The following is a 19,614-nucleotide window of genomic DNA, read 5'->3' on the forward strand; positions in this document are numbered from 1 at the left end:
TAGCTATAAGTTCAAAATTTTTGAGTAGCAATTTTGCAACTCATTTATATCTTATTCCTTTAAGCTTTTAGCTTAAAAATACCCTTCTTTTTTACGATCTTCCATAGCAGCTTCAGAACGTTTATCATCATGGCGTGTACCACGTTCTGTTGTTCTTGTAGCCGCTACTTCTTCGATAATATCTTCCAAACTGTTTGCCTCCGACTCTACAGCACCTGTACAAGTAGCATCACCAATAGTTCTAAAACGAACGATTCTTTTTTCTACTTTCTCAGTATCACGCATAGGAATAAAGTCCGAAACTGATAACAAGTTTCCATGACGCATAAAAACTTCACGTTCGTGAGAGAAATAAATATTTGGGATATCAATATTTTCTAAATAGATATATTGCCATACATCCATCTCCGTCCAATTAGAAATTGGGAAAACTCTGAAGTGCTCACCCATATGCTTTTTACCATTGAAAAGGTTCCAAAGCTCAGGTCTTTGGTTTTTTGGGTCCCACTGTCCAAACTCATCACGATGAGAGAAAAAACGCTCTTTTGCTCTGGCTTTCTCTTCGTCACGACGACCTCCACCCATAGCACAATCCACTTGTAATTCTTCAAGTCCATCAAGAAGTGTTACAGTTTGTAGTTTGTTTCTACTTGCATCAAAACCAGTTTCTTCAACAGCTTTTCCCTGATCAATTGAATCCTGAACGTAACGTACAATCAAACGAGTACCTGTCTCTTCCATCAATCTATCACGAAATTCAATTGTCTCTGGGAAATTGTGACCTGTATCAACATGCATTAAAGCAAAAGGTACTTTTGCAGGTGCAAAAGCTTTTCTTGCCAAATGAAACATGATAATAGAATCCTTTCCTCCCGAAAATAACATTACGGGATTCTCGAATTGAGCTGCAACTTCACGAATCACATAAATCGATTCAGCTTCCAGTTCTCTTAAGTGATTTATATTGTATTCATTCATTCGAAAAAAATTTATTTACTCTTCTATATGAATCATTAAAATGATTCTCTCAATAAAGTTTGATTGCATCAACTTTATTTATTTTTTATTAACTGAGGTAAAATGGCATTAACCACTTCCTCTACTGATTGCTCAGGTGTCATATCAGAGGTTTTGATCTCCAAAAAAGGATTCTCCGGGGCCTCAAAAGGAGCATCTAAACCTGTAAAATTCTTGATCTCACCATTTCGAGCCTTTTTATACAAGCCTTTTACATCTCTTTTCTCACACTCTTCATAAGATGCATTCACATAGATTTCTCTAAAATCTTCACCAATAATATCTTTGGCTTGTTTTCGTATTTCCAAAGTTGGACTTACAAAACAGTTAATGGTGATAATACCACAATTCACAAACAATTTAGAAACTTCAGCAATACGACGAATATTTTCAGTTCTGTCTTCTTCAGAAAAACCTAAGTTTTTATTAATACCTGTACGAATATTATCCCCATCAAGAATCTGAGTTAAGAAACCTCTTTTTTGAAGCTCCTTTTCTAAACCAATTGCAATAGTCGTTTTACCTGAACCAGAAAGTCCGGTCATCCATACAACACATGCTTTTTGATTTAAAAACTGCTCCTTCTCATCTCTTCCGATAATTCGATCGAAAACGGGGTGAATATTAGTTGCTTTGGTGGTCATCAACGTTTCTTGTTTCGAAGTTTTTAAAACCTTTCTAATTTTTTAAAAAGTAAGGGCAAATGTACATATTATCAGTAGATTTTAAAAATCTAAACTTTTAACAATTACAATTTATTGCAAAAAAAAATCCGAGTTTTTCAACCCGGATTTTAAAGACAATATTTTACGTATTATTCTTCTTTACAATCACACGGATTAAAACTCTTATTGTATTGCTGCATTGCTCTATAACTCATACCCATGTTAGAGAATCCGCCATCATGGAATAGGTTCTGCATAGTTACTTTCTTTGTCAAATCTGAGAATAACGTGATACAATAGTTAGCACACTCCTGAGCATCAGCATTTCCTAGCGGAGACATACGCTCAGAGAAATCGATAAGTTTATCGAAACCTTTAACACCACTACCTGCTGTTGTAGGTGTTGGCGATTGTGAAATTGTATTCACACGAACTCTTTTCTCACGTCCATAGATGTAACCAAAACTACGAGCGATAGATTCCAACATAGCTTTTGCATCAGCCATATCGTTGTATTCAAACATAGTTCTTTGTGCCGCTGCATAAGTTAATGCAACAATAGATCCCCAATCTGCAACAACATCCATTTCCTTAGCCTTCTGAATCACTTTGTGAAAAGAAATAGCAGAAACGTCAAGTGTTTTCTTAAGGTATTCGTAGTTCAATTCATCGTATGAGTTTCCTTTACGAACATTAGGTGACATTCCAATAGAGTGAAGAATAAAATCAACAGGACCTCCAAAATGCTCCATTGATTTTGTGTAAAGATTCTCCAGATCTTCCGGGTTTGTTGCATCAGCAGCAATTACCGGAGCATTACATTTTTTTGCAAGCTCGTCGATAGTTCCCATTCGAATGGAAACGGGTGTATTGGTTAAAACAATCTCAGCTCCTTCAGCAACTGCCAGTTCTGCAACTTTCCATGCAATTGACATGTCGTTTAAGGCTCCAAAAATGATTCCTTTTTTTCCTTTTAATAAGTTATAAGACATAATTTGAAATTTTTCAATTTTATCAGCTACAAATTTAACCAATATTATTTAGAATAAATCAAAAAAAGATCACTTATTAAGACTGAATAAATTCTTTAATCATATCAAATATTTGACATTTATTTAGCTAGCAAGACTTTAGCATTTTCCATGGCTGCCTGAGTCATATCAGAGCCACTTAACATTTTGGCAAGCTCTTCAATACGACTTTCATTATCCAAAAGAACTATATTTGAGTAGGTTTCAAGCTCATCATCGGCTTTATAAACTTTATAATGGTAATTGCCTTTACCAGCAATCTGAGGTAAATGTGTAATGCTTATTACCTGAATATTCTCAGCCATATCTCGCATTACAACACCCATTTTATCAGCAATTTCTCCTGAAACTCCGGTATCAATCTCATCAAAAACGATAGACGGCAAGGCGGTAGAAGATGACACCAAATACTTGATACTAAGCATCAAACGAGACAGCTCCCCTCCTGATGCAACTTTCTGAACTTCTTCTAATTGACCGTTTTTATTGGCACTAAATAAGAAACACAGCAAATCACGACCTAAATACTGAAAATCTTCTCTAATCTTCATGTCAACTTTAAAGTTCGCATTAGGAATCCCCAATTGCACCAACTGTGCTACTATGGTTTTTTCAATTGCCGAAACAACCTTTTTCCTACTGTTTGTAAGCTTTTCAGAAACCTTTTGAAGCAAAGCTTCTTGCTTGTCCAATTGCTTCTTCAAATCTTCAATAAAATCATCTCCAGAAACAATCTTATCGACCTTTTGTATTAATTCTTCTCTTATTTCGATCAAACCTTCAACAGAATCAACATGATGCTTTTGTTGCAAAGAATAAATAGCATCTAATTTCTGATTTAAAAATTCAATTCGAGAAGGATCCAATTCAATAGATTCGTTTGTTTGCTCTACTTCTTGAGCTAAATCCTGTAATTCGATGTAAGCACTTTCTAAACGCTGGTATAGAGAATCAGCATCGGGATATACATTTTGAATTTGTGCAATGGCATTTCGAGCCTCTTTTAATTGGGAGACAATAGGGAATTCTCCTTCAGAAAGATTTTCATATGCTTTAAATAAGCCAGATTTTATCTCCTCTGCATGAGTTAAAGTCTCCAACTCATTTTCCATTTCTTTTTGTTCTCCAGCTACCAATTTTGCATCAAGTAATTGCTCCAACTGAAACTGAAAATAATCCAAATCAGCCTTCTCTTTAGCAGCTATTTCTTCCTGCTTTCGCAAATTATCTTTCAACAATTGAAACTTATCGAACTGGTCTTGATATTTTTTTAAAAGCTCAGCATTGCCTGCATAAGTATCCACAATACCTACTTGATAGTCGAAACTACCAATTACCAAATTTTGGTTCTGACTATGAACATCAATCAGGCGGAAGCCAAGTTCTTTTAGTGTTTTAACACTTACAGGAGAATCGTTTACAAAAGCTCTACTTTTACCATTCGGCAAAATTTCTCTTCGCAATAATGTTTCCTCTTCGTAGTCTAATTGATTCTTATCAAAAAAGCCCTCTAATTTGTATCTAGATATTGAAAAGCAACTCTCAATTATGCATTTCTTCTCTCTATCTTTTAAAACATTCACCTCTGCCCTTTGCCCAAGTACTAAAGATAAAGCACCTAATAAAATAGATTTACCCGAACCTGTTTCTCCAGTAATAACCGAAAAGCCATCTGAAAAATCAATATCAAGTTGATTGATTAAAGCATAATTCTGAATGGATATGGATTGAAGCATAGAAATCTTTAAATGAAGTGGTAATTAGACAATAGGTTGATTAGAAAACACTATTTCTTTTGTCCTATAATTTTGTTGTATTTGGAAATGTTGGCTGGATCTATTTCACTCAAAATATTGAAAACCCTCTTTTTCTCATCCGTAAAAGATTCTGAAAAAATATTTACCAATTCATCCGCTTTGGCGTCGAAAAAAATTTGAAGAATAAACGAGCCAGGCTTGGCGCGATATGCCTTCTGCAGTAATCTAAGACTCTCAGCAATCTCAGCTCTCGATTCGGTTAAACGTTCTGCCATGCGATCCAATCCCAAACGGTGGTACTTGTACAAACACTCTCGAACAGGACTGTAGGCATTGTTTAGTATGTTTTCAATTAACCAGTATCTATTTTTTCGACTTTCGTAAGCCTTCCAACCTTTTACATTAGAGTTTTGCATTTTATTTACAATCTCTTCCGCTTTGGCAAAATAAACTCCTCCACCATCAGGCGAATAAGTGTCATAATCAAGACCAACAATAATATTAGCATAGTATGCCAAAAGTGCTGTCAAACTTGTTGGTGTATTGGTCTCATTAAACTCCAAAGCTTGATATTCTGCATATTTAAAATGAATATCGTCGTCCTTAAAATTCAGTAATACCGTATTAAAAGAAGAGTTGAAAATAGGTCGACGAGCTTGAATCTGCATCGTTCCTTTAAACTCATCAGATGAAATTTGGTCTTTCAAGTTAATCAGAATATTACACTCAATCTTTTCATCCTGATCGTAAACATGATCCGTCCATCTTCTGGTATTCATAAATTCATAAATAGCCGTTTGCATCGTTCTAAAAACCTGCTTATTGGTCCCTTGAATTTGCTGACTTACAACCTGAACATTGCAACGTAATTCTTGAGCGAACAAAGGAGTAGACAAACAAAAGGCCAATAATAGAATAAAGAGTTTTCGCATAATTAAATTTCAAAAGTTCACAGCTAAAGTTAAAAAATTAAACGGAAGAGATACAACATTTATTCTGCATAATACGCGATCAATTCTGCTACAATATCCTCAGCAACTTCAGTTTTAGATTTTAATTCAAATTTTTTCATTCCTCCCTTACGAGAAAAAATTGTAATCTTATTTGTATCGTGCTGAAAACCTGCTCCCGAATCGTTTAATGAATTCAAAACAATTAAATCTAAGTTTTTCTTTTCTAATTTCAGTTGAGCGTTCTGTTCTTCGTTATTGGTTTCGAGAGCAAAACCGACCAAAAATTGATTTTCAGATTTAATATTACCTATAGAAGCTGCAATATCTTTTGTAGGTGTAAGTTCAATCGTATAATTCGATTTTTCACGCTTCACCTTAGTATTTAATGGGTTCAAGGGAGTAAAATCAGCTACAGCAGCAGTCATTATTGCTCCATCACAGTGAGGGAAATGCTCCAATGAAGCTTCATACATTTCCTGAGCGGAAACCACATCGATACGATTAATATTAGGATGGATCGCTTTACAAGCTGAAGGACCTGAGATAAGTGTCACTTGTGCACCTTCTTCAGCTAATTTTTCGGCAATTGAGAAACCCATTTTGCCTGAAGAGAAATTACCAATAAAACGAACAGGGTCGATCTTTTCGTAAGTCGGCCCTGTTGTAATCATGACCTTTTTGTCACTTAGTCTTTTTTTTTTGAAGCAAAGAATTCCTTAAGTTTCTCAACTATTTTTTCAGGATCTTCCATGCGACCTTTACCGTACAATCCACTTGCCAGCTCACCACTTGAAGGTTCAATAAAACGATCCCCATAAGATCTTAAAATATCCATATTGCGAAGCGTAGCCGGATGTTTAAACATATCCAAGTCCATAGCAGGTGCATGAACAACCGGACATTTGGCAGAAAGGTAAGTTGTCAACAATAGATTATCACAAATACCATGTGCCATTTTAGCCATAGTATTAGCAGTTGTTGGAGCGACTAATAATACATCAGCCCATATACCTAGATCTACATGACTATTCCATTCACCATCATCATGCTTAAAAAAGTCACTTAATACAGTGTTTTTAGAAAGCGTAGCCATTGTAACCGGAGAAATAAACTCCTTGGCATATGGGGTCATAATAACCTTTACTTCAGCTCCTTCTTTCACAAGTAATCGAACTAAAGTTGCAGCTTTATAGGCAGCAATACTTGCCGTTACACCTAATATGATTTTCTTATCTTTTAACATAAGGTCTAAAACTAAAAAATAAAAAGTTCCCTTTTGTGACAAAGGGAACTTGTAAACTATTTCGTTTTTTGCTCTTCAGTAATAAGCTCTTTCGCAGGATTTCTATAATAAACGTCTCCATTTATGAATTCCTCAACCGCAATTAAAGTCGGCTTTGGTAAACGCTCATAGTATTTTGAAATTTCGATCTGCTCACGATTCTCGAAAACTTCCTCCAAATTATCAGTAAAAGATGCGAATTCTTGAAGTTTCTTATTCAGTTCTGTTTTAAGCTCTACAGCAATCTGATTAGAACGCTTTGCCATAATCATCACTGATTCGTAAGCATTCCCTACTTCTCTGCTCAAATCAGTTACGTTACGTGTAATTGTTGAACTTGCTGCATTGGTTTTTTTGTAATCCATACTGAAAGAATTATTATCTATTTTAATTATTCGTATTAAACTGACTTAAGTATGATTCTATATTTTTAATCATCTTTTCAGCATTCTTAGCGTACTCACTCTTAGGGAATTCATCAACAAAAGAATAATATTCCTCTTTTGCTAAATTGTATCTTTCTCTTTCTTTTTCTTCAACACTTAAAATTGCCAATTCGAAACGAGATTCAAGAAGCATGAACATTAATTCCTCTCGATAAGACGATCCAGGATAATCTTTTATTGCATTTTGCAATGCAATAATTGCTGAAGGATAATGTGTTCTATCAAAATAATTACGAGCACTTAAATACGATTTATAAACCAATTTATCCTGTAACTCATCAATGTTATCGTTACATTTTGGAATCCTTGTAGAATTCGGGTAACGGTTAATATACAATTGAAATGCATCAATCGCATCTTTTGTTGCTGTTTGATCTAATCTCGGCTTTGGAGACTCCAAATAGTAACAGTATGCACTCATGTATAAACTCTCTTCAGAATATGGACTATCAGGAAAAGTCTTTAAGAAATTTCTAAAATAATATCCTGCTCCGATATAGTCTCCAGATCCATATGCGCAATAAGAGATATAGTAGCTGATCGTTTCGGCCTTACTTGTTCCACGATAAATTGGTAACAACTCCTCAAAAAGTGTTGCAGCTTTAATATAATCTTCCGAATTATAGTACTCAACTGCCTTTTTATATTTCAAAGGATTGTCGCTACTTTTTAGAAGTTTTTGGTAATCGCTACATCCACCTAAAACAAAGGCGAAAAGTAAAAAAAGGTAAACTAATTTTCTCATAGGTACAGCTACTCTATTTTTTTGCATTTTGCAAAGATATAGTTTTCAACCGAAATATTTAATAATTTCCTATCATATTATACAATTCTTTATAATTTATTGCTAAAATTCCAAAAAACATTACTTTTGCACAGTTGTAATAAAAACATTTCAAAAAAAAACATATAACGTGGATATTTTTGACAAAGTTAACACCCAGAAAGGGAATATTGGACAATACGCAAAGCAAGCACATGGCTACTTCGCATTCCCAAAACTAGAAGGCGAAATCAACTCTAGAATGAAATTTAGAGGTAAAGAAGTTCTTACATGGAGTTTGAACAACTACATTGGACTAGCTAATCACCCGGAAGTAAGAAAAGCTGATGCTGAGTCTGCTGAAAAATGGGGCCTAGCGTATCCAATGGGAGCTCGTATGATGTCAGGACAAACTAGTCGCCACGAAGAATTAGAAGCTCAATTAGCTGACTTCGTTGGTAAGCCAGATGCATTCCTTTTAAACTTCGGTTACCAGGGTATGCTTTCTATTATCGATGCCTTGGTTAATCGTCATGATGTTATTGTTTATGACTCTGAGTCGCATGCATGTATCATGGATGGCTTAAGACTACATCAAGGGAAACGTTTTGTTTACCCACACAACGATATGGAAAACCTACACAAGCAGCTTGAAAGAGCTACTAAGTGGGCAGAAAATACTGGTGGTGGTATTCTTGTAATTACTGAAGGTGTATTCGGTATGGCTGGTGACCTAGGTAAATTGGACGAAATCGTTGCTATGAAAGAAGAATTCAACTTCCGTTTGTTAGTTGATGATGCTCATGGTTTCGGTGTAATGGGTCCTACTGGCGCTGGTGCTCCAGAGCATTTCGGTGTTACTGAAGGGGTTGATGTTCTTTTCGGTACTTTTGCTAAAGCAATGGCTGGTATTGGTGCATTTGTTGCATGTGATGAAGATGTTTGTGGCTATTTACGTTACAACATGCGTTCACAAACTTTTGCTAAATCTCTTCCTATGCCAATCGTAGAAGGATCTATCAAACGTTTAGAGCTACTTAGAACTAAGCCTGAATTGCGTGAGCAGTTATTTACTATCTCAGACACTCTTCAAAAAGGGTTAACTGAAGCGGGACTAGAAATTGGATGCACTGAATCTCCGGTTACTCCGGTTTACCTTTCTGGTAGTGTAGCCGAAGGAACTCAGGTAACTATGGATCTTAGAGAGAATTATGGTATTTTCTGCTCAATAGTAGTATACCCGGTAATTCCTAAAGGACAATTACTACTTCGTTTGATTCCTACAGCAACTCACACTCTAGAAGATGTTGAGTACACAGTAAACGCATTTAAAGATGTTTCTGCTAAGCTGAAAGAAGGTAAATACAGCAATGAAAAATTTGCTGATATTTTCAACCAATAGTTTCTAGAAAATATAGTTAAAAACGACATTCGAAAGGATGTCGTTTTTTTTACGCAAAAAAAAATACCCGACTATTATTAGTCGGGTAAAATATTTTTGCTTGTAAGCTGCTTACTCTTGCTCTGAAAGAAAACGCTCAGCATCCATTGCAGCCATACATCCTGATCCTGCAGATGTTATTGCCTGACGATAGTGAGGATCTTTTAGATCTCCTGCAGCAAATACACCAGGAACATTTGTTTTGGTTGTATCCGGCTCTGTTAACACATAACCTTGCTCATCCGTTTTTAAGTAATCAGCAAATATTTTTGAATTTGGAGTATGTCCAATTGCCACAAAGTACCCATCAATTTTTATGTCTACTTCTGTTTCATCAGCCTCTCCCATTCTCTTAATCAACTTAGCACCTTGAACCACACCTTCGCCATAAAGCTCTTTGGTGTTGTGCTCGAAAAGCACCTCTATGTTTTCTGTTCGAGCAACACGATCTTGCATAGCTTTAGAAGCACGTAAGAAAGGCTTACGAACAATTAAGTATACTTTATTACAAAGGCCAGCTAAGTATGTTGCTTCCTCAGCAGCAGTGTCTCCACCACCTACAACAGCAACATCTTTACCACGGTAAAAGAAACCGTCACAAGTTGCACATGCAGAAACTCCTGATCCGGCATATTTTGATTCTGATTCCAGACCTAAATATTTTGCGGTTGCACCAGTACCTAAGATGACAGATTCAGCTTCGATAGTTTTGTTACCATCAACAACCACTTTGTGTGGGTACGATGAGAAGTCAACTGAAGTTACAAGTCCCCAACGGCAATCTGTACCAAAACGCTCAGCTTGCTTCTTAAGATCAGCCATCATTTCAGTTCCAGTTATACCTTCAGCGTATCCTGGGAAGTTATCAATTTCAGTTGTTGTTGTTAGCTGTCCACCAGGTTGCAAACCTTCAATAACTACCGGGCTAAGGTTAGCACGAGCAGCGTAGATGGCTGCTGTATATCCAGCAGGACCTGATCCAACGATTAAACATTTTACTTTTTCTACATCCCCCTCAGGAGTTGCAGAATTGCCATTCTCCAGATTCATTGATTTAAATTCCATATATGTTTAATTATTCTGTTTCTAAATTGTAATTTCGAGAAACAAATCTACAAAATATCTAGATAACTACAAGTGTGTTTATTCATAGAAAATGTAGATGTTAACATCAATTAACTCGAATCTTTGATATTATTTTTATTTGTCAAACTTTAATGATCGATAATATATAACAATGGAAAATAGAAGTGTTGCTCAGCTAGGTTTAGAATAAACTTCTGAGAAAATAAAGCAAAAAAATACCCCCTGAGGATAAATTCAGGGGGTAATTAACACTCAATTATTAAATAGTCATTAGGCTTTTGGCTCAATTACTAAAAGCAAATCGCCTTTAGCAACAGAATCGCCAGTCTCACATTTAATCTCTTTTACAGTACCTGCTGCTTTAGCATCAAGATTATTCATCATCTTCATTGCTTCAAGTACGACTAATGCATCTCCTACTTTTACTTCGTCACCAACTTTTACTTTGCACTCCACAATCATACCTGGGATTGGAGCAACAACGCTTCCTGTAGCCATTTCATCGTTAGCAGACTCCTTTTTCTTACGTCCTTTAAATTGAGGCGTAGCAGGACCGTTTGGATCATTTATTTCTACCGTAAAGGTTTCACCGTCAACAGTAACTTCAAGCTCACGACCGTTACCTTTTCCTTTTGAAGTTAACTCTCCGGAAAGGGCTTTTCTTACAAGCTCCTCTTCTTTTTCAACCTCTGCCATTGTTTTAGCTTTGACATCTGCCGGTACTTCTTCCAAACCATACTTCCACTTTAAGAAGCGTTTTCCCGTTATAGGATAAAGTGCGCATAAAACTTCGTCATCGATATCCTTAGCAAGATCACTGAATTCAGCTTTAACATCTTCCATTTCCGGCTCAAGAATAGATCCCGGACGAGCTGTAATAGGCTCTTCACCACGAGGATAATCCTTCAAAGCTTTCTTTTGAACTTCAGGATCAATTGGATGAGTCGTTTTACCATACAATCCAAAGCAAAGGTCTTTTACCTCTTTGGTAATTTGAGCATACTCTCCTTCGTAAGAATCAAACAATACATTGTTTACTGTTTGTACACCAACAATTTGAGATGTAGGCGTAACCAATGGAATGTTACCAAGCTGCTTACGTACTTTAGGAAGTAAACGATACACTTCCGGTAATTTATCTAATGCATCCATTGCTTTCAACTGATTTACCAAGTTAGAAAGCATTCCTCCCGGAGTTTGGTGCAATAAGACATTGATATCCGTAGTCGCATACTTAGGATTATTATCTAAGTGTTTGTATTTAGGAATGTATTTCTCCATTTCACCAGCAATAGCATTAATTTTATTAATGTCCATTCCTGAATCGCGGTTTGTTCCCAATAGAGACATGATCAATGGCTCAACAGCTGCGTGAGAAGTACGGTATGCATAAGGTCCGATACAAGTATCAACGATATCTACACCAGCTTCAATCGCTTTAAAAATAGCCAAGTCACCCATACCTGAAGTAAAGTGAGTATGCAAGTTAATTGGTGTATCCGTAAATGTCTTGATTTCGCGCACCAAATTGTAAATATCATAAGGAGCAATCAATCCGGCCATATCTTTGATACAGATAGAATCTACACCAAAACTTAAAAGATCTTTCACTTTGTTGATGTAGTATTCCATATTGTATACTTCACCACCTAAACGAGGCTGGTTCAAAGTATAACACACCACACCTTGAAGATGTTTTTTGTTATCCTTAATTACTTTTGCCGCAGTTTCAAAGTTTCTGAAATCATTCAACGCATCGAAACAACGGAAGATATCCATACCATTATCGATTGATCGCTGAACAAAAGACTGAACCACATCATCAGCATAATTACGGTATCCTACCACATTCTGTCCACGAAGAAGCATTGAGAATGGCGTTTTAGGCATATGCTTTTTCAATACTCTTAAACGCTCCCATGGATCTTCACCCAAGAAACGGTGCATGGTATCAAAAGTTGCACCACCCCATGTTTCAACAGAATGATATCCTGCTTCGTCAATCATTTCTGCTACAGGCAACATATCTTCTGTACGTCCACGAGTAGCGAACAACGATTGGTGTCCATCACGTAAACTTACATCATTAATCTTGATTGGATTTTCAGCTTTCGGACGATCTTTGTCAAAGTTAAGCTCGGTCATTTGTAAGACCCCGTGTTTATCGTATATCATCTTTTTTATTTTTTTTGTTGATTAATACTTTTCCTAATTAACAGGAAAATAGAATTATGCACTTCGTAGACTTCGACCGCGAAGCTGTGCAATCTTACGTTTAGCCATCATCATTTTGACGCCAGCACGTGACCAGGAACCATTTATTGATTCTTCAACTTTTAACGCTTCAGCTTTCTCTTGTTCTATATAGTGAGCAACTGCTATAGCTGCTGCTTTTTTAATCTTTTCTTCTCGTGTCATAATTATTGGTCTTAATAATTAATTTATTAAAAGTCTTTCTTACAATGGAATATTTCCGTGTTTCTTAGCTGGTAATACTTCTGCTTTTGTTTTCATTGCATTCAATGCATCAATCAAACGAGCTCGAGTTTCGCTAGGAAGAATTACATCATCGATATAGCCACGCTGTGCTGCCAAATAAGGAACGTTAAATGCTTCTTCGTATTCCTTAATTTTCTCATCAGTTTTAGCTTGCTTATCATCAGCAGCAGCAATTTCTTTTTTATAAGAAGAGATAACCTCTACCGCACCCTTAGCACCCATTACCGCAATTTCGGCAGTTGGCCATGCAAATACCATATCAGCTCCCAATGGCTTAGAACACATTGCCAAATAAGCTCCACCGTAATCTTTACGTGTTACAACAGTAAACTTAGGCACAGTAGCCTCGGCATAACTCCATAATAATTTCGCTCCGTGGCGGATAATACCACCTAGCTCTTGCTGAACTCCCGGAAGGTATCCCGGAACATCAACGAATGTGATCATTGGAATATTAAAAGCATCACAAGTACGAACGAAACGAGAAATTTTATCAGAAGCATCAATATCTAAACAACCAGCTTGAATCATTGGTTGGTTAGCGATAATACCTACCGATTGATTATCTAATCGACCAAAACCGATAATGGCATTCTCAGCATAGTGTTCATGCACTTCGTAGAATTCACCCTGATCAAGCACCGATTCAATAACACCCTTCATGTCGTAAGGTGTTTTTGCATCATCAGGAATCATTGTATCCAATTCCGAGCAATCACGCTCAGGATCGTCACCCATAGGCAACTGAGGCGTTTCCTCCAGGTTGTTATTTGGCAAATAGCTTAATAAATCGCGAATTTCTTCAATTGTATCTTCATCTGAATCGCAAGCGAAGTGAGCGTTACCACTTTTGGCATTGTGAGCCATAGCTCCACCCAGTTCTTCAAAAGTCGTTTCTTCACCTGTTACTGTTTTAATTACATAAGGAGATGTAATAAACATATGACTCTGTTTCTTAACCATGTAAACAAAGTCAGTCATAGCTGGAGAATATACTGCACCACCGGCACAAGGGCCCATAATTGCAGAAATCTGTGGAATTACCCCTGATGCTCTTGAGTTACGCATAAATATTTCACCATAACCTTTCAATGCATCAACACCTTCTTCTACACGAGCTCCACCTGAATCGTTAAGTCCAACAATAGGAGCTCCGGCACTTACAGCCAAATCCATTACTTTACAGATTTTTGCAGCATGCATTTCTCCTAAAGATCCTCCACGGGAAGTAAAATCCTGAGAGTAAGCAAATACTGTGCGTCCATTGACTAAACCATGACCGATGATAACACCATCAGCTGGAATCTCAGTTTTTTCAAAGCCAAAGTTTGTACAACGGTGTTCCACAAACATATCCAACTCTCTAAAACTTCCTTCATCAAAAAGTAGGTCTATTCTCTCACGTGCGGAAAGCTTACCTTTGTCATGCTGTTTGGCAACACGAGCTTCTCCACCCATCTTTTTAACTTCTTCTCTTTTTTTCTTTAAGAGATCTAACTTTTCAGATACCTTCATTTTATATTTTTTTTCAAGTCATTTGCTAAGAAAATCTCAAGGAATTTCTAGTTTACTTCAATTGCTATTCAGTTAATACTCCTCATACATTTGATTGAGCAATTAAATTTTCACATCAATCAATAGAGCTGTTTGCTTAGAACCTAATTCTATTTAAAGAATTATTTCATTATTGGCTGCCGAATATAAATACTTTCATTCTAGATAAGAAACTGTTTTAAAACACCACTTCATGTCCGTAAACGTTTGTATATGAAACCGCCCCCTTGAAAATACCACCCTATCAGTCTGTTTTCCAGATCATTCCTCCAACAAAACAACATTCAAAAAAAAACAGCAAAAATTCGCCTTAGATATTGTAAAACATATAAAGAACGAGTTGACAAATGATATTATATATTGAAAAAAAATTCAATAACTTTTTTCAATCAAGGATTGAACGCAAATTAAAAACTCTTTTTCATTATTTTTCATCCAAACACTAGCAATCACCTATAAATGGGTATAATTACCCATTCATTTCAATATGCTATTAAAAGATTTTTTTAGGAATATCTACAACACTCTTGTATGTAAATTAGTTTATAATGATTAAGCAAATACTTTTGCAGCTTGGTTAAGAAATACAAAAAATGACTAGCGAAAAAATAAGATTTATAACATAGACAGCATGGTTGTAGAATACCTGTTAACGGACCCGGCAGATTTAGGGAATTATTTCTTTATTCAACATAGGTATCATCACGATTATTTACATCTAAAAAAAATAGAAAGCAAAGTCAAGTTTATCTTATCTTTCCCAGTAATTTTTTTATTGATAGCAATTCGAAATTATATTTGTTAATGCAAAAATCAGGTCGTAGCTCAGCCAGATTTAGAGTACGCGTCTGGTAGGCGTGGGGTCGGAATTTCGAATCTTCTCGCATGGACTATATAAAATAAACGAAAACTCTTGCGAATTTTTCTTTCTTATTGCTACGTATCATTAGAAATTCTAATATCCCCCTTCTATTTCCACTATCTCTTCCTGCCCATTCTCTACTTGATAATGTACCTTGCAAACTAGTAATAGAAGCCTTAATTTTATTAGATATATATGAAAACATTTCCTTTCTCATTGTTTTGTTTAATACTTTTCATTTCAAGTTCTTGTAATGAAATTAAAACTATTCACATTGAGTATAACTCTACAATAGAACAAGTTGCTTTTGCCGTTTCAGATTTACAATCAGAACTAATTTCGAAAAATTACACCTTGTGCGAAAAAGCAGATTTCACAATTCGCTTTGCTATTGATGAGAGCATGAATAAATCAGAGAGTTATCAAATAAATAGAAGCACAAGAAAAGAGCTTCTGATTTTAGCTCCCGATGCCAATGGATTATTATATGGTGGATTGGAATTGAGTGAATTAATTCGAATTGGCAAAGATATTCATGAGATAGAAAGCATTAGCGATCAGCCATACATTGCCAAAAGAGGAATCAAATTCAATATTCCTTTGGACATTCGCACTTCCAGTTTTGATGATTCGGGAGATGCCGCACAGGAAAATATTGCCGAAATGTGGAATCTGAAATTTTGGGAAGAATTTTTCGATAATATGGCTCGCCACCGCTACAATGCCATTTCATTTTGGAATGCCCACCCTTTCTCTTCTATGGTAAAATTGGATGATTATCCGAATGTTGCCCTTCAAGATGTGTGCGGAACCAGCATAAAACCACAAGAAAATCCTGGGTATTGGACTGTGCCGGAAATGCCAAGTATTAAAACCGTTGCGAACTTAAAAGTGCTCAAAAAAATGAGCATTGATGAGAAGATTATCTTTTGGCAGAAAGTAATGAAACAAGCCAAAAACCGCGGAATTGATGTGTATTTCATCACCTGGAACATTTGCTTAAATGGTGCAGCACCTCCAGGTTCAAACAAAGAAGTTGGCGATAAGAAAGGGAAATATGGCATTACAAATGACTATCGCAACAAAACAAGCATCGATTACCTGAGAAAATCAGTAAAGCAATTCATCATCAACTATCCCGATTTAACAGGCCTTGGCGTAACTGCCGGTGAGAACATGCGCACTCCAATGAATGATGACGATAAAGAAAAATGGTTGTGGGATACTTATGGCGAAGGCATTATGGATGCGAAAGCTGTTCAGCCAAATCGTGAGATTAAATTCATTCATCGCTTTTGGTGGACCGATATGAAAAAGATCACCAAGTATTGGGGTGATTATCCTGATCAGTTTGACATGAGTTTTAAGTATGCAAAAGCACGTTTGTATTCTTCTGTAAATACTCCTTTCCATAAGCCTTTGTTGGATTGGATGGCTCCTCAGAATTTAAAGTCGTGGTGGAACCTAAGAAATGATGATATTTTTATTCATCGTTGGGGCGATCCAGAGTATGTAAGTAATTTTATTAAGAACATGCCAGCAGAACAAACTGCCGGTTTTCATATGGGATCAGATGGCTATGTTTGGGGACGTGAATTTATCAGCAAAAACCCTGAAAGCCCTCGTCAATTAGAAATTAACAAGCATTGGTTTCGTTTTATGCTTTGGGGAAGAATGGGCTACAATCCAAACATACCAGAACAACGATTTAAGGATATTTTAGCAAGTAAATTCCCTGAAGTGGATGCTGATAAATTGCTCTACACATGGAAATCAGCATCTAAAATCATCCCTCAAATGAACCGCTTTCATTGGCGAGATTGGGACTACATGTGGTCACCAGAAACCTGTATGGAAATTTGGAATGATTTGCGTTCCGTTGATGAATTCCGAACTACTGCAACAATGGAAGGAAGTGGAATTTTGAATCCATACGATTACGTTACGGCAGATTTAAATAAAATGGTAATCAAAGGAATCACTCCTATTATGGTTGCTGACAGCTTGTTCTATTTTGCCAATGAAGCAATTGAAGGAGGCAAACAGTTAAGTGATGAAAACAACTCAAAAGAACTAAAACAAACTATTTTGGATGCTCAATCGATGGGCTATTTGGGAGAATACTATGCCAATAAAATATTAGCTGCTGTGCATTTGGAATACTTTAAACAAACAGGAGATGAAAAGCAAAAGATAAAAGCGGTTAATCGACTTCGCAATGCTGTTACATGCTGGGAATCGTATCGAGATATTAATGTTAATCGATACAAAAGACAAAACCTTGCACGTCTTAGAACCTTCGATTTTAATGATCAGTTAAAGTGGGTGAAAAAAGAAGTTGATATGACTAAAAATGCAGTTTCCTATTCTGAGGAAAAAGCAATAAATTAGTTAAATGACAAACAACACACACTCAGTTCCCGCAAAAGGAATACAAGATTTTTATCCAGACCATTTTGCACAATGCTATGGCTGTGGACGATTAAACGAGCACGGACATCAGATTAAAACCAATTGGAATGGCGATGAAACCATCACTCGCTTTGTGCCTAAAAATTACCATACAGCAATTCCTGGTTTTGTATATGGCGGACTACTTGCCTCACTGATCGATTGCCACGGAACAGGCTCGGCTGCTTTGGCTTTAGCAAAAGAGAAAGGTATTGAACTTTCAGACTCTAACGCTCCTAGGTGTGTTACTGCTTCTTTGCAAGTGAAATACCTAAAACCTACCCCAATTGGTGGGGAAATAGAAATTCGAGGAAAAATTAAGGAGGTGAGCCAACGAAAGGCAATTGTTGAAACCGAACTATATGCAAACGGCATTCTTTGCGTTTTTGGCGAGGTAATTTCTGTTTTGGTTCCCGATGATTTTGGGAAATAAAAAAAGGCCATCTGTTTTGATTCAGATGGCCTATTTTTTTGACGTTTAATCGCTTATTCCGTTAATATTCCACCGGTAATTCTTACTAAGGCAGTTCTAGATTGAATCAAGTTAAAAATTGCATTTTCTCTCGCAAAAGCAACATTCTGATAGGTAATCTGAATATCACGATAGTTGAAAGAATTAATACTCCCCGATTCATATTTATCCTTTGAAATACTCAAATTTAATTCTGCTGCGCTTAGGTTTTCCTCAGCCAGCTTATACAGTTCTTTTCGTACTTGATAAGCTTCAAATTGCTGCGCTAATAAATTGGTTAAAGTGTGCTTTACATCTTCCGTTTCAATCTTTCCAATTTCTTCCTGAATCTTGGCAATTTGCATTGCTCTACGATTCGAATTACCATTAAAAATCAGGTAGTTTAAACTTACATTAGCGTACAAATTATGCGAATCAGCAGTAGACGAAGACATTCCATCCAATTTGTTTCTTGTTCTGTTACCTTGCACACCTGCTCCTAAAGAAACTCGTGGATAGAAGTTGCTTCTAGCCATCTGAACATCTCGTTTCAAAAGCATTTCCTGAATGTATCTATTCTTTAAGGTGTTGTTATCAGACAACATTTTATCCATCAAATTACCCAATAGATATTCTTCGTTTACAGGTAAAAACTCTTCTGAGAATGTGTAGGTTTTACTTTCCTTAACGCCCAATAAAAAGTTTAAATCTCGAACTGCATTATTAAAACCAACTTCTTGCAACAAGAAGGCTGAACGATCTTGTAACCATGCATTTTGAGCTTGCAAAACATCGTAGGTAACCGAACTTCCAATCTCTTTACCGACTTTCATTTTTTCATATCGGTCGGAAGACAATTCCATGATTTTTTGATTTACTCCCAAGCTCTCTTTTTCCAAAAGCACCTTGTAATAAGCAAGAATAATCAATTCAATTTTATTCTCGATAGCGATGATCGTATTTCCTTTTGAAAGTTGTGCCAAATCGTCGAACTTATCTTTTCGAATTTGCACTGCAAAACCATCAAAAATGGTCCAACTTACGTCTAAAGAAGGCACCAAACCATTTCGAGTGTAATCCTGATTCTCGTTATAATCCCAGGTGTTCCGCGAAGCAAAATTAAAATCCACTTTTGGATACCTACCCGCATTTCCCCAGGTATTGTTCAAATCAGAAATTTCTTCCGACTTTTTTACAATCTTTAATTGATAGTTATTCTCCAAGCCAATTGCAATTGCTTTGGAGAGATTAAGTTCTTCTTGTGCTATCAAGTTAAACTGACAGCACATAATGAAGACTATGAATAATGATACTTTTCTGATCATTTGTTTGTTCTTTATTTGATTCCTGACCAAA

At 36.3% G+C, this 19,614-nt stretch carries 17 protein-coding genes; 3 read left to right on the forward strand and 14 right to left on the reverse strand.

Annotated elements, in window-relative coordinates; translation table 11 throughout:
* Positions 1 to 72: 72 nt before the first annotated feature.
* The 9 genes from cysD to L3049_RS06845 all read right to left on the reverse strand — a co-directional run bounded on the left by cysD (position 73) and on the right by L3049_RS06845 (position 7,923).
* Positions 73 to 978, reverse strand: coding sequence for a sulfate adenylyltransferase subunit CysD (gene cysD, locus L3049_RS06805; RefSeq protein ID WP_275109051.1), 906 nt, complete (start codon positions 976 to 978; stop codon positions 73 to 75).
* A gap of 74 nt (positions 979 to 1,052) precedes the next feature.
* Positions 1,053 to 1,661, reverse strand: coding sequence for an adenylyl-sulfate kinase (cysC, locus tag L3049_RS06810; protein ID WP_275109052.1), 609 nt, complete (start codon positions 1,659 to 1,661; stop codon positions 1,053 to 1,055).
* A 170-nt stretch (positions 1,662 to 1,831) separates the two neighbouring features.
* A complete protein-coding gene (locus tag L3049_RS06815; protein WP_275109053.1) occupies positions 1,832 to 2,674 on the reverse strand; it encodes an enoyl-ACP reductase FabI in 843 nt (280 codons plus the stop codon).
* 119 nt (positions 2,675 to 2,793) lie between these two features.
* Positions 2,794 to 4,449, reverse strand: a complete 1,656-nt coding sequence (recN, locus tag L3049_RS06820; RefSeq protein ID WP_275109054.1) for a DNA repair protein RecN — start codon at positions 4,447 to 4,449, stop codon at positions 2,794 to 2,796.
* A gap of 50 nt (positions 4,450 to 4,499) precedes the next feature.
* Complete coding sequence (gene porD, locus L3049_RS06825; RefSeq protein ID WP_275109055.1) at positions 4,500 to 5,402, reverse strand: type IX secretion system protein PorD; 903 nt, start codon at positions 5,400 to 5,402, stop codon at positions 4,500 to 4,502.
* Positions 5,403 to 5,461: 59 nt separating this feature from the next.
* The gene (locus tag L3049_RS06830; RefSeq protein WP_275109056.1) at positions 5,462 to 6,094 is read right to left on the reverse strand and encodes a phosphopantothenoylcysteine decarboxylase; all 633 of its coding nucleotides are present in this window, start codon (positions 6,092 to 6,094) and stop codon (positions 5,462 to 5,464) included.
* Positions 6,095 to 6,108: 14 nt separating this feature from the next.
* Complete coding sequence (locus L3049_RS06835; protein ID WP_275109057.1) at positions 6,109 to 6,666, reverse strand: flavoprotein; 558 nt, start codon at positions 6,664 to 6,666, stop codon at positions 6,109 to 6,111.
* Positions 6,667 to 6,722: 56 nt separating this feature from the next.
* Positions 6,723 to 7,070 (reverse strand): DNA-directed RNA polymerase subunit omega, encoded by a 348-nt coding sequence (locus L3049_RS06840; protein ID WP_275109058.1) that lies wholly within the window; start codon positions 7,068 to 7,070, stop codon positions 6,723 to 6,725.
* Positions 7,071 to 7,092: 22 nt separating this feature from the next.
* Positions 7,093 to 7,923 (reverse strand): outer membrane protein assembly factor BamD, encoded by an 831-nt coding sequence (locus L3049_RS06845; protein ID WP_275109059.1) that lies wholly within the window; start codon positions 7,921 to 7,923, stop codon positions 7,093 to 7,095.
* Between the two features lie 142 nt (positions 7,924 to 8,065).
* On the opposite strand from L3049_RS06845, the gene L3049_RS06850 reads away from it, so the two are divergent.
* Positions 8,066 to 9,316 (forward strand): aminotransferase class I/II-fold pyridoxal phosphate-dependent enzyme, encoded by a 1,251-nt coding sequence (locus L3049_RS06850; protein WP_275109060.1) that lies wholly within the window; start codon positions 8,066 to 8,068, stop codon positions 9,314 to 9,316.
* A 111-nt stretch (positions 9,317 to 9,427) separates the two neighbouring features.
* Here L3049_RS06850 and trxB read toward each other — a convergent pair whose 3' ends face one another.
* From trxB to L3049_RS06870, 4 genes are all read right to left on the reverse strand, one after another.
* Positions 9,428 to 10,420 carry a thioredoxin-disulfide reductase gene (gene trxB / locus L3049_RS06855; protein WP_275109061.1) on the reverse strand — a complete coding sequence of 331 codons (993 nt, stop codon included), beginning with the start codon at positions 10,418 to 10,420 and terminating at the stop codon, positions 9,428 to 9,430.
* Between the two features lie 291 nt (positions 10,421 to 10,711).
* Complete coding sequence (locus L3049_RS06860; RefSeq protein WP_275109062.1) at positions 10,712 to 12,616, reverse strand: pyruvate carboxylase subunit B; 1,905 nt, start codon at positions 12,614 to 12,616, stop codon at positions 10,712 to 10,714.
* 54 nt (positions 12,617 to 12,670) lie between these two features.
* Positions 12,671 to 12,859, reverse strand: coding sequence for a hypothetical protein (locus L3049_RS06865; RefSeq protein WP_275109063.1), 189 nt, complete (start codon positions 12,857 to 12,859; stop codon positions 12,671 to 12,673).
* Positions 12,860 to 12,898: 39 nt separating this feature from the next.
* Positions 12,899 to 14,455, reverse strand: coding sequence for an acyl-CoA carboxylase subunit beta (locus L3049_RS06870; protein ID WP_275109064.1), 1,557 nt, complete (start codon positions 14,453 to 14,455; stop codon positions 12,899 to 12,901).
* Positions 14,456 to 15,551: 1,096 nt separating this feature from the next.
* Between L3049_RS06870 and L3049_RS06875 the strand changes: the two genes are divergently transcribed.
* Together L3049_RS06875 and L3049_RS06880 are read left to right on the forward strand one after the other, a co-directional pair.
* On the forward strand, positions 15,552 to 17,747 hold the full coding sequence (locus tag L3049_RS06875; RefSeq protein WP_275109065.1) for a hypothetical protein: 2,196 nt from the start codon (positions 15,552 to 15,554) through the stop codon (positions 17,745 to 17,747).
* 4 nt (positions 17,748 to 17,751) lie between these two features.
* Positions 17,752 to 18,240, forward strand: coding sequence for a PaaI family thioesterase (locus L3049_RS06880; protein WP_275109066.1), 489 nt, complete (start codon positions 17,752 to 17,754; stop codon positions 18,238 to 18,240).
* Positions 18,241 to 18,293: 53 nt separating this feature from the next.
* Here L3049_RS06880 and L3049_RS06885 read toward each other — a convergent pair whose 3' ends face one another.
* Positions 18,294 to 19,583: a TolC family protein gene (locus tag L3049_RS06885; RefSeq protein WP_275109067.1), complete on the reverse strand. Its 1,290-nt coding sequence runs from the start codon at positions 19,581 to 19,583 to the stop codon at positions 18,294 to 18,296.
* Between the last annotated feature and the right edge of the window lie 31 nt (positions 19,584 to 19,614).

This window comes from Labilibaculum sp. DW002, assembly GCF_029029525.1.
Lineage (GTDB): Bacteria > Bacteroidota > Bacteroidia > Bacteroidales > Marinifilaceae > Paralabilibaculum > Paralabilibaculum antarcticum.

Coding starts and splice junctions, on each gene's coding strand:
- cysC (WP_275109052.1), bottom strand. CDS start 1,661: ATGACCACCAAAGCAACTAATATTCACCCCGTTTTCGATCGAATTATC.
- L3049_RS06865 (WP_275109063.1), bottom strand. CDS start 12,859: ATGACACGAGAAGAAAAGATTAAAAAAGCAGCAGCTATAGCAGTTGCT.
- L3049_RS06845 (WP_275109059.1), bottom strand. CDS start 7,923: ATGCAAAAAAATAGAGTAGCTGTACCTATGAGAAAATTAGTTTACCTT.
- L3049_RS06875 (WP_275109065.1), top strand. CDS start 15,552: ATGAAAACATTTCCTTTCTCATTGTTTTGTTTAATACTTTTCATTTCA.
- L3049_RS06830 (WP_275109056.1), bottom strand. CDS start 6,094: ATGATTACAACAGGGCCGACTTACGAAAAGATCGACCCTGTTCGTTTT.
- L3049_RS06880 (WP_275109066.1), top strand. CDS start 17,752: ATGACAAACAACACACACTCAGTTCCCGCAAAAGGAATACAAGATTTT.
- L3049_RS06840 (WP_275109058.1), bottom strand. CDS start 7,070: ATGGATTACAAAAAAACCAATGCAGCAAGTTCAACAATTACACGTAAC.
- L3049_RS06815 (WP_275109053.1), bottom strand. CDS start 2,674: ATGTCTTATAACTTATTAAAAGGAAAAAAAGGAATCATTTTTGGAGCC.
- porD (WP_275109055.1), bottom strand. CDS start 5,402: ATGCGAAAACTCTTTATTCTATTATTGGCCTTTTGTTTGTCTACTCCT.
- trxB (WP_275109061.1), bottom strand. CDS start 10,420: ATGGAATTTAAATCAATGAATCTGGAGAATGGCAATTCTGCAACTCCT.
- recN (WP_275109054.1), bottom strand. CDS start 4,449: ATGCTTCAATCCATATCCATTCAGAATTATGCTTTAATCAATCAACTT.
- L3049_RS06885 (WP_275109067.1), bottom strand. CDS start 19,583: ATGATCAGAAAAGTATCATTATTCATAGTCTTCATTATGTGCTGTCAG.
- cysD (WP_275109051.1), bottom strand. CDS start 978: ATGAATGAATACAATATAAATCACTTAAGAGAACTGGAAGCTGAATCG.
- L3049_RS06870 (WP_275109064.1), bottom strand. CDS start 14,455: ATGAAGGTATCTGAAAAGTTAGATCTCTTAAAGAAAAAAAGAGAAGAA.
- L3049_RS06860 (WP_275109062.1), bottom strand. CDS start 12,616: ATGATATACGATAAACACGGGGTCTTACAAATGACCGAGCTTAACTTT.
- L3049_RS06835 (WP_275109057.1), bottom strand. CDS start 6,666: ATGTTAAAAGATAAGAAAATCATATTAGGTGTAACGGCAAGTATTGCT.